The 15,300-nt window shown below is 65.2% G+C and carries 10 protein-coding genes; 8 read left to right on the plus strand and 2 right to left on the minus strand.

Going from position 1 to position 15,300, the window contains the following annotated elements:
* Positions 1–207 precede the first annotated feature (207 nt).
* Together recJ and GCN78_RS12395 are read right to left on the minus strand one after the other, a co-directional pair.
* Positions 208–1,908, minus strand: a complete 1,701-nt coding sequence (gene recJ, locus GCN78_RS12390) for a single-stranded-DNA-specific exonuclease RecJ (protein ID WP_152251985.1) — start codon at positions 1,906–1,908, stop codon at positions 208–210.
* Positions 1,905–2,957, minus strand: a complete 1,053-nt coding sequence (locus tag GCN78_RS12395; protein ID WP_152251986.1) for a hypothetical protein — start codon at positions 2,955–2,957, stop codon at positions 1,905–1,907. Before GCN78_RS12395 ends, recJ begins: the two co-directional genes overlap by 4 nt.
* Before the next feature lie 393 nt (positions 2,958–3,350).
* Here GCN78_RS12395 and GCN78_RS12400 point away from each other — a divergent pair, with 393 nt between their 5' ends.
* The 8 genes from GCN78_RS12400 (at position 3,351) to lolD (ending at position 15,293) form a co-directional block, all read left to right on the plus strand.
* Entirely contained in the window at positions 3,351–6,170 is a 2,820-nt protein-coding gene (locus GCN78_RS12400) for an SdrD B-like domain-containing protein (protein WP_193316712.1), read from the plus strand.
* A gap of 114 nt (positions 6,171–6,284) precedes the next feature.
* Positions 6,285–6,956, plus strand: coding sequence for a PEP-CTERM sorting domain-containing protein (locus GCN78_RS12405; RefSeq protein ID WP_152251988.1), 672 nt, complete (start codon positions 6,285–6,287; stop codon positions 6,954–6,956).
* A gap of 81 nt (positions 6,957–7,037) precedes the next feature.
* Complete coding sequence (locus GCN78_RS12410; RefSeq protein ID WP_152251989.1) at positions 7,038–9,191, plus strand: type I secretion system permease/ATPase; 2,154 nt, start codon at positions 7,038–7,040, stop codon at positions 9,189–9,191.
* A complete protein-coding gene (locus tag GCN78_RS12415; RefSeq protein WP_226939598.1) occupies positions 9,188–10,510 on the plus strand; it encodes an HlyD family type I secretion periplasmic adaptor subunit in 1,323 nt (440 codons plus the stop codon). The genes GCN78_RS12410 and GCN78_RS12415 overlap by 4 nt, the downstream gene beginning before the upstream one ends.
* Positions 10,510–11,802 carry a TolC family protein gene (locus tag GCN78_RS12420; RefSeq protein ID WP_226939599.1) on the plus strand — a complete coding sequence of 431 codons (1,293 nt, stop codon included), beginning with the start codon at positions 10,510–10,512 and terminating at the stop codon, positions 11,800–11,802. Before GCN78_RS12415 ends, GCN78_RS12420 begins: the two co-directional genes overlap by 1 nt.
* A 94-nt stretch (positions 11,803–11,896) precedes the next feature.
* Positions 11,897–13,174 carry a lipoprotein-releasing ABC transporter permease subunit gene (locus tag GCN78_RS12425; protein WP_152251990.1) on the plus strand — a complete coding sequence of 426 codons (1,278 nt, stop codon included), beginning with the start codon at positions 11,897–11,899 and terminating at the stop codon, positions 13,172–13,174.
* A gap of 117 nt (positions 13,175–13,291) precedes the next feature.
* Positions 13,292–14,551, plus strand: coding sequence for a lipoprotein-releasing ABC transporter permease subunit (locus GCN78_RS12430; RefSeq protein WP_152251991.1), 1,260 nt, complete (start codon positions 13,292–13,294; stop codon positions 14,549–14,551).
* 16 nt (positions 14,552–14,567) lie between these two features.
* Positions 14,568–15,293: a lipoprotein-releasing ABC transporter ATP-binding protein LolD gene (gene lolD, locus GCN78_RS12435; RefSeq protein WP_034788536.1), complete on the plus strand. Its 726-nt coding sequence runs from the start codon at positions 14,568–14,570 to the stop codon at positions 15,291–15,293.
* Positions 15,294–15,300: the final 7 nt, after the last annotated feature.

The raw sequence follows: 15,300 nt of genomic DNA on the forward strand, positions 1-15,300 counted from the left end.
GGTCATCTTCATGATTTGATATGACATTGTTCCACAGAAGTTTGGGATACAGCAACAAGGCTACAAACCTCACGGCACCTGACCAAACCGTAGCGAGCGGCAGTGAGGCTCGGCGCCCCCTTGTGGCCAAGAAGCGCAACCGTGCCTGGGCACGGTGAGCATCGCCGGCCGCAAAGCGCGACGCGCAGTAGGTTTGGGCAGGTGCCATCAGACAGGTTCGGCATGCTCTACCATCAACTGCACTTTCGTCGTGCCATTGTATTCATTCGCATCGAGCCGGAAGGCGACCCGCGTGCGCTCGCCCAGCGCGTCCGTGTGGCCGAACCAGATGGCGTCGAAGCGCACGCCGTTCTTTTCCAGCAGCAGTTTCAGATGGCGCTCTTTTAAGATGCGCTGGCTGACGACGCGAAATTCGTCGCAGAAGACGGGCGGGGCGAAGCCCTGGCCCCACACCTGGCCATCCATCAGCTCGATGAAGGCCGTCGTGTAATACGCGTCTTCCAGCGGACCGTCCGTTTCCACCACCCGTTCCAGCTGTTGCTGGCTGAGCCAGGCCTGGCCCACGGCTTCGAACGCTTGCGAAAACGCCTCGAAGGCGTCGGCGCGGATGGTCAGCCCCGCCGCCATGGCGTGGCCGCCGAACTTGTCGATCAGGCTCGGCGCCCGTTTCGACACGAGGTCGAGCGCGTCGCGCAAATGGAAGCCGGGAATCGAGCGGCCCGAACCCTTGATCCAGCCATCCGCGCCGGGCGCGAACGTGATGGTCGGGCGATAGAATTTTTCCTTCAGGCGCGAAGCGACGATGCCGATCACGCCCTGGTGCCAGGACTCGTCGAAGACGCTGATGGTGCTGCTGTTGGCCGGTTCGAAAGCATCGAGGTGCAGCAGCGCCGCATCCTGCATTTCCGCTTCGATTTCGCGGCGCTTCAGGTTGATGTCGTTCAGTTGCTGGGCCAGCGCCCAGGCGCGGCCCTCGTCGTCCGTGATCAGGCATTCGATACCCAGCGACATGTCTTGCAGGCGCCCGGCCGCGTTCAGGCGCGGTCCCAGGGCGAAGCCCAGGTCGAACGGCGTGGCGCTGCGCGCTTCGCGGCCCGCGACGCGGAACAGGGCGGCCACGCCCGCGTGCATATTGCCCTTGCGCATGCGTTTGAGACCTTGGGCGACGAGGATGCGGTTGTTGGTATCGAGGCGCACGACGTCGGCCACCGTGCCCAGCGCCACCAGGTCGAGCAGGTTGTCGAGCTTGGGCTGCGTTTGCGCATCGAACACGCCGCGGCGGCGCAGCTCCGCGCGCAAGGCCAGCAGGACGTAGAACACGACGCCCACCCCCGCCAGGTGTTTGCTGGGGAAACCGCAGGCGGGCTGATTCGGGTTGACGATGACGGCCGCGTCGGGCAGGGTGTCGGCCGGCAAATGGTGGTCGGTGACGACCACCTGGATGCCGCGCCGGTTGGCCTCGGCCACGCCGTCGATGCTGGCGATGCCGTTGTCGACGGTGATGATGATGTCGGGCGACTTTTCGCGGGCCGTCAGCTCGACGATTTCCGGCGTCAGGCCGTAGCCGTATTCAAAACGGTTGGGCACGATGAAGTCGACGTCGGCGCCCATGGCGCGCAAGCCGCGGATGGCCACGGCGCAGGCGGTGGCGCCGTCGCAATCGTAGTCGGCCACGATGACCATGCGCTTCTTGGCGGCAATCGCGTCGGCCAGGAAGACGCCGGCCGCGCCGATGTGCAGCAAGCCGGACGGCGGCATCAGGGCCGCCAGTTCGCTCGACAGTTCTTTCGCGTCGGACAGGCCGCGCGAGGCGTACAGCCGGGCCAGCACGGGGTGGATGCCGCCTTGGCGCAGCAATTCGGATTCACGGTAGGGGCAGGGACGGGTGGCGATGCGGGTACGGGTCATGATGCTTTCAACTTGTTCAGGGTAATCGCGCGCCAGAATTTGCGCTGCGCATGCTTGCTGGTGCTGCAGTCCAGCCAGGCGTCGCGGTGGCTCAGCACCAGGCGCAGCTGCCCCAGGCGGCCATCCTTGAGGGCCGCCAGCAGCGGGGCGAACCAGTGGGCTTCCAGCGCTTGCAGCTGCTGCAGCCACATGCCCCATTCCTGCGCCTGCGCCGCTTCGGTCAAGCCGCCCAGCACGACGATCGCGTCGGATTGGTCCGCCAGCACACTGTTTGGACTGGCATCGCGCCGCGCCGGTTCCGCCAGCGCGGCCAGCCAGCCGGGCGCGTCCTTGGTATGCAGGCTGGCCGCGCAGCGCCGCGCTTGCGCCGTGGCCAGGCTGCCGCCCCAGATCCAGAACGAGTTGATGGCTTTCAAGCCGCGTTCTTCGCGCCCCGCGTTGACGGGATGTTCATGCCACAGCATCTGCACTTCGTTCTGCAGGCGGCGCGCGGCGCGCGCGTGCTCGCCTTCCGGCATCCAGACGGACAGGTCTTGCGTGGTGGCGGCGTCCGGCGTGGCGCACTGCAAGTCGCTCCAGCCATCTGCGCGCATGAACCAGGTGCCCGCGTCGCCATACGACAGGGGCTGGCCGATCTCGTCGAAATACGGGGCTGCGATGTCGAACAGGGCGCGGCCGTCCGCTTCGCTCAGCTTGAGCTGGCGCAAGTCTTCCAGGCTGATGTGGCTGCGGGCGATGGCCAGGTGGGCCGGATGCAGCAGGAAATAACGGTCGCCCGCTTCCGGCACCAGGCCATAGCCGCGCATGGCCTGGGCCGCGAAGGCAGCCTGCGCCGCCGCGCCGTTGGGCGCGGGCGACAGGCCCAGCGCATGCGCCAGCCACGCTTCATGCGGCAGCAGGCGGTTGGCGTTGTCAAAAGTTTCTAAATTGCAAGTGGAGGTGCGCGACAGCAGCGCCGCCAGCGCGGGCGCCTGCAAGACCTTGAGCAGGTCGGCAGCCAGTTCGGCGTTGGGCAAGGCGAAGGGCAAGACGAGGGTAAGTTGATTCATCCCGAGATTGTAGGCGATTGTGGTGCGGGCCGAGAAGGCGCATCTGTTTTCAGGCCCGCGCTGGCCACGCCGGCGGCGCTGGCAATGTGAAAAAAATTATAAAAATTTTATTGATATTGAGGGAAATTAATTTGCTTTTGAAAAGATTATGGATATAATCGCGACAACTTAAATATCGGAAAGACAATCACCCCCTGCTGCGTGGTTGCGTCGTCTGGCTCATGTGTCCCTCGAAATTGTATACAAGATCTGCCGGCTCCATTTTTTAAACAAGTCCCTTCTTGGAAGCCCACCTATGTATACATTCGCCGCTTTGCGCGGCCAGGCTGATCGCGCCCTGGCCCCCCGTATTTCCGCTCCTGCCGCCGCCGTGGCATGCCGTCAGGAGGCAGCATGACTACTTACAACCTGTCGACCACGGTCCACGTCTGCGAAGACATTAACAAGAATTTCGATATCCGCGACCTGCTGATCCAGGCAGGCTACTCGGTGCAAGGCGAACTGAACATCAAGAATTTCACCGTGCTCTTGCCCGATGATACGGAGTCGACCGTCAACACGCCGCTGTTCGGCATGCTCGATGCGGACACCGTGTACGTGCGTCCCGGCGACTGGGCCGCCAACTACAACGGCAGCTTCTCCACCATCGAAGTGACGATCGACAAGGGCAATGGCGATCTCGTCCAGCTGAGCCTGCAAGTCATCATCGACCCCGTCAACGACGCGCCCGACGCGTCCGACAAGACGTTCACTTTACTCAACGGCAACAACGTGGTGCTCAGCGAAGGCGATTTCGGCTTCCACGACGACGTCGAGCACGACGGCTTCAAGTCCATCGTCATCACGAATACCACCACGGCGGGCCAGGTCCTGTTGAATGGCGTGGCCGTTGCCGTGGGCACGGAGATTTCCATCGATGACATCCGCGCGGGCCACCTGGTCTTCGTGCCGAGCCAGACGGTCGCCGGCGACTTCGACCTCGGTTTCAAGGTGCGCGATGACGGCGGCACGGCCGGCTGCAATGCGCAAGACCTGAGCCTGGCGCCCCATTACCTGACCTTCAAGGTGCCGATGGCCCACCTGGGCGACTTCGTCTGGGAAGACAAGAATGCCAACGGCGTGCAGGACGCGGGCGAGTCCGGCATCGGCGGCGTCACCGTGCAGCTGAAAAACGCGGCCGGCAGCGTGATCGGCTCGACCCTGACGGACGCTACCGGCTATTACAATTTCAGCGTCGATCCTGGCACCTACTCCATCGCCGTCGTCGCCCCCGCGGGCTATTTGACCACGGTCAAGGATGCGGGCAGCAGCGACGCGCTCGACAGCGACATCAATACGCTGGGCAACAGCGGCCAGGTGACGGTCGTTGCCGGCCAGAACTACAAGGATATCGATGCCGGCCTGTACAAGGCGGCGTCCATCGGCGACCGCGTCTGGTTCGATGCGAATGGCAACGGCACGCAGGATGCGGGCGAGGCGGGCGTGTGCGGCGTGAAAGTCAACCTGTACAACGCGCAAGGCGCCGTCGTGGCCAGCGCCACCACGGATGCCAGCGGCAATTATCTGTTCAGCAACCTGGTCCCCGGCAATTACTACCTGGGCTTCGTGCCGCCGGCCGGTTACGGCTTCACTAAGGCCGATATCGGCGGTTATGCCACCGATTCGGACGTCAATCCGGCCACCGGCCTGACCACCGCATGGGTCACTCTGAAATCGGGCGACGTGCAGCTGGACTGGGATGCTGGCCTGGTCAAACTCAACACGGCCTCCATCGGCGACCGTGTGTGGGAAGACAATAACTACAACGGCGTGCAGGATACGGGCGAACTGGGCGTGGCGGGCGTGAAGGTCAACCTGCTCAATGCGTACAACCAGGTCATCGCCACGACGACGACGAATGCCGGCGGCAATTACCTGTTCAGCGCACTGGCGGCCGGCAGCTACAAGGTGGAAGTCATCCGTCCATCGGGCTTTTATTACACCAAGGCGAATGTCGGCAGCGATACGGCCGATTCCGACGTCGATGTCAGCACAGGGCGCTCGTCCCTGATCAACCTGGCCGCCGGCCAGAACGACATGAGCTGGGACGCGGGCATTTACCGCAAGGCCAGCCTGGGCGACAAGGTGTGGCGCGACGCCGACCATGACGGCGTGCAAGACTACAACGAGGCGGGCATCGCCAACATCAAGGTGCAGCTGTACTCGGGCAGCGGCGTGCTGCTGGCCACGACCTACACGAATGCCAACGGCAACTATCTGTTCAGCAACCTCGATCCGGGCAGCTATTCGCTCAAGTTCGACAAGTCGGGCGTGTATCACGCCGGCTACGCCATGGATACGTGGCGCTGGGGCGCAAAGAACGTGGGCACGAACGATAACATCGATTCGGACGTCAACAGCAATGGCACGACGTCCAACGTGGTCTACACGGACATCCTGAAACTGGCGTCGGGCCAGAACGACATGAGCTGGGATGCGGCCATCACGCCCATCGTCATCGACCTCAACGGTGACGGCGTGCACACGATCGCCCGCGCCGACTTCCACGGCAGCTTCGACCTGCTGGGCACGGGCAGCGCCATCCAGACGGGCTGGGTCTCGGCCCAGGACGGCTTGCTGGCCATCGACAGCAATGGCAATGGCAAGATTGACAATGTCGCCGAGTTATTCGGCGGCAACGAGAAGGGCACGGGCTTCGCCAAGCTGTCCAGCTATGACTCCAACCACGACGGCGTGGTCGATGCGCATGACGACAAGTTCGCCGAACTGCGCATCTGGCGCGACGCCAACAGCAATGGCGTGACGGACGATGGCGAGCTGATGTCGCTGCATGACGCCGGCGTGGCCAGCCTGACGGTCAGCTACACGGAACTGCCGTTCCTCGACGCCAACAGCAATCTGCACCTCGAGCGCAGCAGCGCCACCCTGGCCGATGGAAAGTCGGTTGACATGACGGACGTGTATTTCAACGTCGACGCCAAGGATGCGGCCAAGGCCGGCATCACCTTGCCGAGCATGGCCGACCTGCTGCGCGACGACAGCACGCTCGACGTGGTGCTGGGCCAGGATGGCACGGTGACCACGGTGGCCGCCGCGCCGGCCGCCGCAGGCCCTGCCGCCGAAGCACAGGCCCAGGCCCAGTGCGAAATGGCCGATCTCTTGCGCCGCGCCATGGCCCACGCAACGACCCAGCCCCAGGAAATGGCTGCCTGACGTCACTTGCCGGCCCATGAGCCTGCCCGGCAATGCCGCACCGGCGCGTCCGTCACGGGGCGCCGGCGCTTTTCATGCTTTTTTACATTTGACAATAGAAATAGGGAAACCACGATGAAACAATCCATGCACCTGCTCGTTCGCGGCGCCATCGCCGCAGCCACGTTCGCCCTTGCCAGTGGCAGCGCCCTGGCCGCCTCCAATCTGCAAGTCGTCGATTCGCACAGCGTCAGCCTGTTTACGGCTGCCGGCGGCGCCTTCGGCTCGGGCAGCGCCATCTCGCCGACCTTGTGGGAAGTCAAGTACGACAGCAACACTTTCCTGGTGTTTTGCCTCGATCCCCATGTCGCACTGAGCAACAGTTCGAACAGCTACAGCAGCGGCGCCTTTGCCGCCAGCGATTCCGTCAAGCGCCTGTATGAAGGCTATTACGCCTCGTCTATCGCGAATGTGTCGACCAGCGCCAACAGCGCCGCCGCCTTCCAGCTGGCCCTGTGGGAATTAAATAACGACAACACGAACCTGCTGACGGGCGAGCTGCGTTTCAAAAACCTGAGCAACGCCGTCGTCAGCCAGGCCAACACCATGCTGGGCGTGGCCACGGGCAATGGCGCCATCCAGAACCTGTACAACTACACGAGCTTGACGAGCGTCAACCCGGCCTCGCAAACCCTGCTCAGCGTGTCGCCGGTGCCGGAAGCGCAGACCTGGGCCATGCTGGTCGCGGGTCTGGGCCTGCTGGGCTTCATGGCGCGCCGCCGCAAGGGCGCTGCCGCGCTTCATTAATCCTCGCCCGTCGCGCAAGCGATAGGATCCCGCTGCGGCGCGCCCGACCGGCGCGCCGCAGCGTTTTATTGTGAATTCATCATGACCCCACCCCCCGACACTTCCACCGCTTCCGCCGGCATGTCCACCGATGTCATCGCCGAGGCCATCGTCTTCCTGGCGCGCTTTTTCGGCGCGGCCGTGCAGGCCGAGCGCCTGCGCGCCAGCGTGGCGGCCCAGGCTGCACCGGCCGCGGCTGACTTTCTCGAACAGGCGCTGGCGCAGGCCAGCCTGGCCGGCACCGCGTTGCCAATAGACAAGCCGCGCCGTCCCACGGAAATGCCGGCCTTGCTGCTCAACGGGGAAGGGCAGGCGCTGGTGGTACTGGCGATTGCCGACGGCAAATATGAATGCCACGTGCCCGGCATTGAAGGCAGTGCCTGGTTTGACGCCGCCGCGCTGGCGCGGGAAGTGCCCGATGGACGCTGGGTGGCCGTGCGGCCCGTGATGTTTTTCGACCAGCGCAGCTTGCTCTATAGCATGCCGGTGGCGGGACGCTGGTTCTGGGATGTCTTCAACCGTAACCGCTGGGTCTTCCGCTGGGTCTTGCTGGGCACCCTGGTGCTGAACGTCATCGGCGCGCTGGTGCCGTTCTATGCGATGGCCGTGTATGACCGCGTGATCCCGAACAATGCCACGGCCAGCCTGTGGGTGCTGACGATCGCCGTCGTGACGCTGACGGGTTTCGAGCTAACCCTGCGCCTGCTGCGCGGCGAACTGGTGGAAACGGCATCGCGCCGCATGGACGTGGCGCTGTCGTCGAACATCTTCGCCCAGTGCTTGCGCCTGCGCGCGGCCAGCCGGCCCGCCTCGGGCGGCACCCTGGCCAATACCGTGCGCGATTTCGAGTCCGTGCGCGAATTCTTCGCCTCGACGACCCTGACGACCCTGGGCGACTTGCCCTTCCTGCTGCTGTTCCTGCTGGTGATCGCCCTGGTTGGGGGCTGGCTCGTGCTCGTGCCCCTGGCCGTCATCCCGATTTTGCTGCTGGTGGCCTTCGCCTCGCGCGCGGCCCTGGCGCGCCACGTGGCCGCCTCGATGCAGGAAAGCGCGCAGCGCACGGCGCACCTGTTTGAAACCATGAATGGCCTCGACACCATCAAGGCGCTGGGCGCCGAAGCATGGAGCCGGCGCAAATGGGAAAGCCTGACGGTGGCCATCGCCGCCAACAGCGTCGAGACGCGCGAAATCGTCAGCAGGGTCAATTACATCAACACGGCCGTGCTGGCCCTGTCCGGCGTGGCCGTGGTGGCCACGGGCGCCTTGCTGATGGGCGAACACCTGCTGACCCTGGGCCAGATCATCGCCGTGAGCATGCTGACGGGCCGCGCCCTGGCGCCCGTGAGCCAGATCGCGGGCCTGATCATGCGCTGGGAGCAGACCAAATTGTCGTATCACGCCCTCAATAAAATCATGGAAGCGCCGACCGACGATGACGCGGCCAGCCTGCAGGCGCCGCCCCTGTCCGGGCGCATCGAGTTTCGCGACGTGGGCTTTGCCTACCCGAATTCGCCGCCGCTGCTCGATAAACTGAACCTGCACATCCGTCCCGGTGAACGGGTCGGCGTGATCGGCAAGCTCGGTTCCGGCAAGAGCACCCTGCTGCGACTGCTGCTGAATCAATATGGTCCGCAAAGCGGCAGCGTGCTGTTCGATGACCTGGCCAGCACCCAGCTGGAGCCCTTGAGCCTGCGCCGCCAGATCGGCTACGTGCCGCAGGACGTGACCCTGTTCCACGGCAGCCTGCGCGAGAACATCGAACTGGGGCGCAGCCAGCCGGACGACGCCAGCCTGCTCGACGCCATCCGCCTGGCCTGCCTCGACGACATCATCACCCAGCTGCCCAACGGCGTGGCGACGGAAGTGGGCGAACGGGGCGAACGCCTGTCCGGCGGCCAGCGCCAAGCCGTGGCCATGGCACGCGCCTTGCTCGCGAAGCCGCCGATGCTGCTGCTCGATGAACCGAGCAGCATGTTCGATCCGGCCACGGAGCAGCGCCTGATCGCCCGTCTGCGTACATTAAAGAACACGACCATCGTGCTCGTCACGCACCGCATGGCCATGCTGGCGCTGGTGGACCGCCTGATCGTTTTCGACAAGGGGCGCATCGTGGCCGACGGTCCGCGCGATGAGGTCATGCGCGTCTTGAACAGCCAGGTGGCCAAGCCTGCGGTGGAACAGGGAGTGGCGGCATGAGCGCCCTGAATGCCCCGAACGCCCGCCCTCTGCCGGCGGCCCATCCGGACCCGGAAAGGGAGCCGCAGCGCATCGTCATCCGCATGCTGGCCCTGATCGCCGTGCTGCTGGTGCTGGTGCTGGCCTGGGCCACGTTCGCCCAGCTCGACGTGTCCGTGCATGGCCGTGGCGCCATCACCCCGCCATCGCACCTGCAGGAAGTGCAAAGCCTGGAAGGGGGCATCGTGCGCGAAATGCTGGTGAAGCCGGGCCAGCGCGTGCGCCGCGGCGAATTGCTGCTGCGCCTGGACACGGCCCAGTACGAAGCCAACCTGGGCGCCAGCGTGCAGAATCGGCTGGCGGCGCTGGCGGGCAGGGCGCGCCTCGATGCGCTGCTGTCCGGTGCTACTCCCCGGTTCGCGCCCGAGTGGCAGAAAGAAGCGCCCGAGCTGATCGCCAAGGAAACGCAGTTGTGGCGCGACGGCCAGCGCGAATTCGCGTCGGCCACGGCGGCCGCGCGCGAAGGCGTGACGCGCCGCCGCGGCGAGCTGGCCGAGGCGCACAGCCGCATCGCCCAACTCGATACAGGTCTGAAAATCGCCCTGGAAAGCCTGTCGATCGAGGAGCGCCTGTTCAAGGAGGGCGCCGGTTCGCGCGGCGACTACCTGAATGCGCAGCAGCGCGTGCAGCAGCAGCGCACGGAACTCGACGGCCTGCGCGCGTCCGTGCCGCGCCTGGCGGCCACCCTGGCCGAGGCGCAGGCGCAGGCGGGCGAAGTGGAAGCGCGCATGCGCGGCCAGTGGGGCGCGCAGCGCAGCGAATATGAAACCAAGGCGGGCGCGCTGGCCAGCACCGTGAAAGGCCAGCAGGACCAGGTGAGCCGGCGCGACGTGACGGCGCCCGTCGACGGCGTCGTCAACCGCGTGCTGGTGGCAACCGTGGGCGGCGTGGCGCAGCCGGGCAAGCCTATCCTGGAAATCGTGCCCGCCGATTCGGAAATGCTCATTTCCGTGCGCGTGAAACCGTCGGACATCGGTTTCATCCACGTGGGGCAGAGCGCTTCGGCGAACGTGCTGGCGTACGACGCCACCACGTACGGCCGCATGCAGGCGCAGGTGGTGCGCGTGGGGGCCGATGCGATTCCCGACGAACGCAACGAACCGTATTTCGAGGTGCAACTGAGCACGGACCGCAGCCAGCTGACGGCGCACGGCAAGGTATTGCCCGTCACCCCCGGCATGCCCGTCGACGTGGGCATCCTGACGGGGCGCCGTTCGGTGCTGCAATATGTGTTCAAGCCCGTGCTGCGCGGCTTGCAGTCTTCCTTGCAGGAGCGGTGATGCGTGCCTTCTTGCTTTGCATGGCGTTCGCCTGCGCGAACGCGGTGGCCCAACCGGCGCCACCGGCCACGTTTCAGGCGCAGTCCACGCGCGGCTTGCCCGCCTTGCTGGCGCGCGCCGTGCCGCGCGACCCGCAGGTGATCGCGGCGCAGGCGGCGCTGGCCACCACCGAAGCGCGCTACAGGCAGGCCCGTTCGCGCCTGTTCCCGACTGCGGCGCTGCAGGCGACGCGGGGACGCAGCAAGGACCTCGATGGCACCCTGGAGGTCGAGCGCCGCACGCACCAGGTGGAAGCGAGCGTGCGCTGGAACGTCTACAACGGCGGCGCCGACCGCGCCGAACTTGATGCGGCCGAACGCGACATGGCGGGCGCCGCCTTCGACGTGGAGCGGGCGCGCGCGGAAAGCGCGGAAAAGCTGGCCGAGGCGTATTTCGACATGCAGCGCCTGGAACGCAGCCTGCAGCAGTCGCAGGAGCGTTTGCGCGACGTGACGCAGCTGGTGCGGCAGGTGACGCGCCAGGCGGAATTGGGCAAATCGTCGGAAGTAGACCGCGAACTGGCGCAAAGTTCGCAGCTGGACGCGGAACTGGTGCACGACGGCTTGCTGACGGACCAGCAGGCGGCGCGCGTCAAGCTCGAGGCGCTGGCTTTCGAGCCGGTGGCGCAGTTTGCCGATTTCGCCTTTGCGCCGCTGCCGGCGCAGGCATTGGAGAATGCCGATACGCAGCAGGCGCAGTTGCGCGCCGCGCGCGAGCGGGCCGCCGCGGCCCAGCTGCGCGTGCGCGGCGTGGCGGCCACCCTGGCCCCCAAAATCGACCTGAATGTCAGCCATCTGCTCAACAACAAGACCACGCCGCCGCCGTCGACCATCCAGCAGCGGGGCTGGTCGGTAGGCGTCTCCTGGGAAATCCCGCTCGGCGGGGGCAGCCTGGCGCAGCGCGACGAGAGCATCAGCCGCGCCCAGGCGGCCGAGGCGGATGTGGCGCGCGCCGAGCAGGGCACGCGCGCCGACCTGGCCAGCATGGTGCCGCGTATCGCCAATGCGCAGCGTACCCTGGCCCTGCTCGACGAGCAGGAAAAGAAGATGGCCATCGTCGTGCGCGGCGGGACCATCCAGTACGAGGCGGGCCGGCGCAACCTGCAGCAGGTCATCCAGACGCGCGACAGCTACTTCACGATACAGCAGCGCCGGATCGACCAGCTGCACCGTTTGACCCTGGCGCAGATGCGGCAATATGCGCTGGCGGGCCAGCTGTTGCGGGTTTTCGGCCTGGCGCAGGAGGCAAAATAGCGCCCTGGTGCGCTGATTCACGCAGAGATGATGCATGAAATGCCCATTGTGTGGCACACTGCGCGCTCGCATATCATCGTTGTCGCGGGAGCGCATGAGCATCATCAAACAATTTCCTTTCGAGTGGCAGGTCGGCGTGCGCTATACGCGCGCCGGGAAACGCAGTGGCCGCAACAGCTTCATTTCCTTCATTTCCCTCATTTCCGTGGCCGGCATCGGCCTGGGCGTGGCCGCCCTGATCGTCGTCCTATCCGTCATGAACGGCTTCCAGAAGGAAGTCACCGACCGCTTGATGTCGGTGCTGGCCCACGTCGAGGTGTTCGACACCAGCGGCTCCATGCCCAACTGGCAGGCGCAGGAGCGCGCCGCCTACGCCAACCCGCAGGTGAAAGCCGTGTCGCCGTTCGTGGAAACCCAGGGCATGCTGCTCAACGACGAAACCATGCGCCCGTCCGTCGTGCGCGGCGTGCTGCCGCAGCAGGAATCCACCGTCTCCAGCGTGGCTTCCCAGATGAAGCAGGGAAGTTTCAAGGATCTCACGCCAGGTTCCTACAACATCGTGCTGGGCATCGACCTGGCCAAGGCGCTCGACGTGAAAGTGGGGCAGAACGTCACGCTGATGCTGGAACGCGAGCCAAGGGCGGGCGACCCGGCCAACGGCATCGTCATGCCGCGCATGCGCGTGCTCAAGGTGGCCGGCATCTTCGAGGCGGGCCACAATGAACTCGATGGCAGCCTGGCCTTCGTCAACATGCAGGACGCCGAGCAGCTGCTGCAGCTCGACGGCCCGTCCGGCCTGCGTCTGCGTCTGCACGACATGAACCAGGCGCCGCAGGTGGCGCGCGAACTGAAGGCGTCGATGCCGGGCCAGCTGTGGATGCGCGACTGGTCGCGCGCCAGCGCCAGCTGGTATGCGCTGGTGCAAAGCCAGAAGAACATGATGTTCATCATCCTCAGCATGATCATCGCCGTGGCCGCGTTCAATCTGGTCTCGACCCTGGTCATGTCGGTCACCGACAAGCAGGCCGACATCGCCATTTTGCGCACCCTGGGCGCCTCGCCGTTCTCCATCATGAAGATCTTCATGATCCAGGGCGCGCTGGTGGGCTTGCTGGGGAGTGCCTTGGGCGTCATCGGCGGCGTCGTGCTGGCGCTGAACGTGGGCGTCATCGTGCCCTTCATCGAAGGCATCTTCGGCCTGCACTTCATCTCGAAGGAAATCTACCAGATCAGCGCCGTGCCGTCGGACGTGCATTGGCTGGACGTGGCGCAGATCGGCCTGATCGCCTTTGGCCTGGCGCTGGTGGCGACCATCTACCCGAGCTGGCGCGCCGCGCGCGTCAAGCCGGCCGAGGCGCTGCGCTATGAGTAAGAAAATTACCCCTAAGGCAGAACCTGGGGTCGGACCCTCAGGTTCCGACCCCGGCACTTCGCCGTTGGGTCAGCACGGTGGCATGTCGCTTACACAAGAATCAATCACATCACAAGCATGTTAAAAAATATTCCCTTCGAATGGCTGGTTGGCCTGCGCTACACGCGGGCCGGCAAGCGCAGTGGCCGCAACAGTTTTATCTCCTTCATCTCGCTCATTTCCATGGCCGGCATCGGCCTGGGCGTGGCGGCGCTGATCGTCGTGCTGTCGGTGATGAACGGCTTCCAGAAGGAAGTGACGGACCGCATGCTGTCCGTGCTGGCCCACGTGGAAGTGTTCGACAACAGCGGCAGCATGCCGGACTGGCGCGCCGAGGCGGCGCAGGCCTTTAAAAATCCGGCCGTGAAAGGCGCCGCGCCGTTCGTGGAAACGCAGGGCATGCTGCTGCGCGACGATGCGCTGCGCCCCGCCATCGTGCGCGGCGTGCTGCCGGAGGAAGAGCCGAACGTTTCCGACGTGGCCGGCCAGACGCGCATGGGCAGCTTCAAGGCGCTGCAGCCGGGCACCTTCAATATCGTGCTGGGCATCGAGCTGGCGCGCGCCCTGCGCGTCAACCTGGGCGAAAAAGTCACCCTGATGCTGGCGCAGGGCCAGGTCACGCCGGCCGGCGTGCTGCCGCGCATGCGCAGCTTCACCGTCAGCGGCATCTTCCAGGCGGGCCACAATGAATTCGACGCCGGCCTTGCCTTCATCAATATCGAAGACGGCCAGCGTTTGCTGCGCATCAATGGCCCGTCCGGCCTGCGCCTGCGCCTGGCCGACATGAACCAGGCGCCGCAAGTGGCAGCAGAATTGAAAAAATCCATGCCTGGCGACCTGTGGCTGCGCGACTGGTCCAAGCTGAACGCCAACTGGTTCGCCGCCGTGCAGACGGAAAAGCGCATGATGTTCATCATCCTGACCCTGATCATCGCGGTGGCCGCCTTCAACCTCGTGTCGACCCTGGTGATGACGGTGACGGACAAGCAGGCCGATATCGCGATTCTGCGCACCCTGGGCGCCTCGCCCCGTTCCATCATGAAGATCTTCATGATCCAGGGCGCGCTGGTGGGCATCCTGGGCACAATATTGGGTGTGGGCGGCGGCGTGCTGGTGGCCATGAACATCGACGTCATCGTGCCCTTCATTGAGCACCTGCTGGGCGTGCAGTTCCTCTCCAAGGACATCTATTTCATCAGCACCGTGCCGTCCGACCTGCGCTGGCCCGACGTCACCAAGATCGGCGTGCTGGCCGTGATCCTCGCCTTTTTGGCGACCCTGTACCCAAGCTGGTGGGCTGCCCGCGTCAAACCCGCGGAAGCCCTGCGCTATGAATAAACCACTGACGACTACCATGACCGATCTGAACAAACCCGCCTCCAACGGCGCTTCCGCCGATTCCGCCGTGCTTTCCTGCCGCGGCCTGGGCAAGACTTTTACGCAGGGCAGCTACAAGGTGCAGGTGCTGGCCGGCATCGACATCGACGTCCACCGCGGCGAGCGCGTCGCCATCGTCGGCGCGTCCGGCTCTGGCAAGTCGACCCTGCTGCATTTGCTGGGCGGCCTCGATACGCCCACCAGCGGCAAGGTGACCCTGCTGGGCAAGGACTTCGCCAATCTCAGCGAAAAGGCGCGCGGCGACTTGCGCAACGCCTCGCTGGGTTTCGTCTACCAGTTCCACCACCTGCTGCCCGAGTTTTCGGCGCTGGACAACGTCGCCATGCCCCTGATGATACGGCGCATGAAGCGCGCGCCCGCCACCGAGCTGGCGCAGCAGATTCTCACGCGCGTGAACCTGGCCAAGCGCGTCACGCACACGCCGGGCGAGTTGTCGGGCGGCGAACGCCAGCGCGTGGCCCTGGCCCGCGCCCTCGTCACGCAGCCGGCCTGCGTGCTGGCCGATGAACCGACGGGCAACCTCGATCACGCCACGGCCGAACAGATTTTCGACCTGATGCTGGAACTGTCGCGCACCCTGGGCACGGCCTTCGTCATCGTCACGCACGATATCGAACTGGCCAAGCGCTGCGACCGCGTGCTGCGCCTGACGGACGAAGGACTGCAGCCGTACCAATACTAGGGAGACT

The sequence above is a fragment of the Janthinobacterium rivuli genome (genome assembly GCF_009208735.1).
Lineage (GTDB): Bacteria > Pseudomonadota > Gammaproteobacteria > Burkholderiales > Burkholderiaceae_D > Janthinobacterium.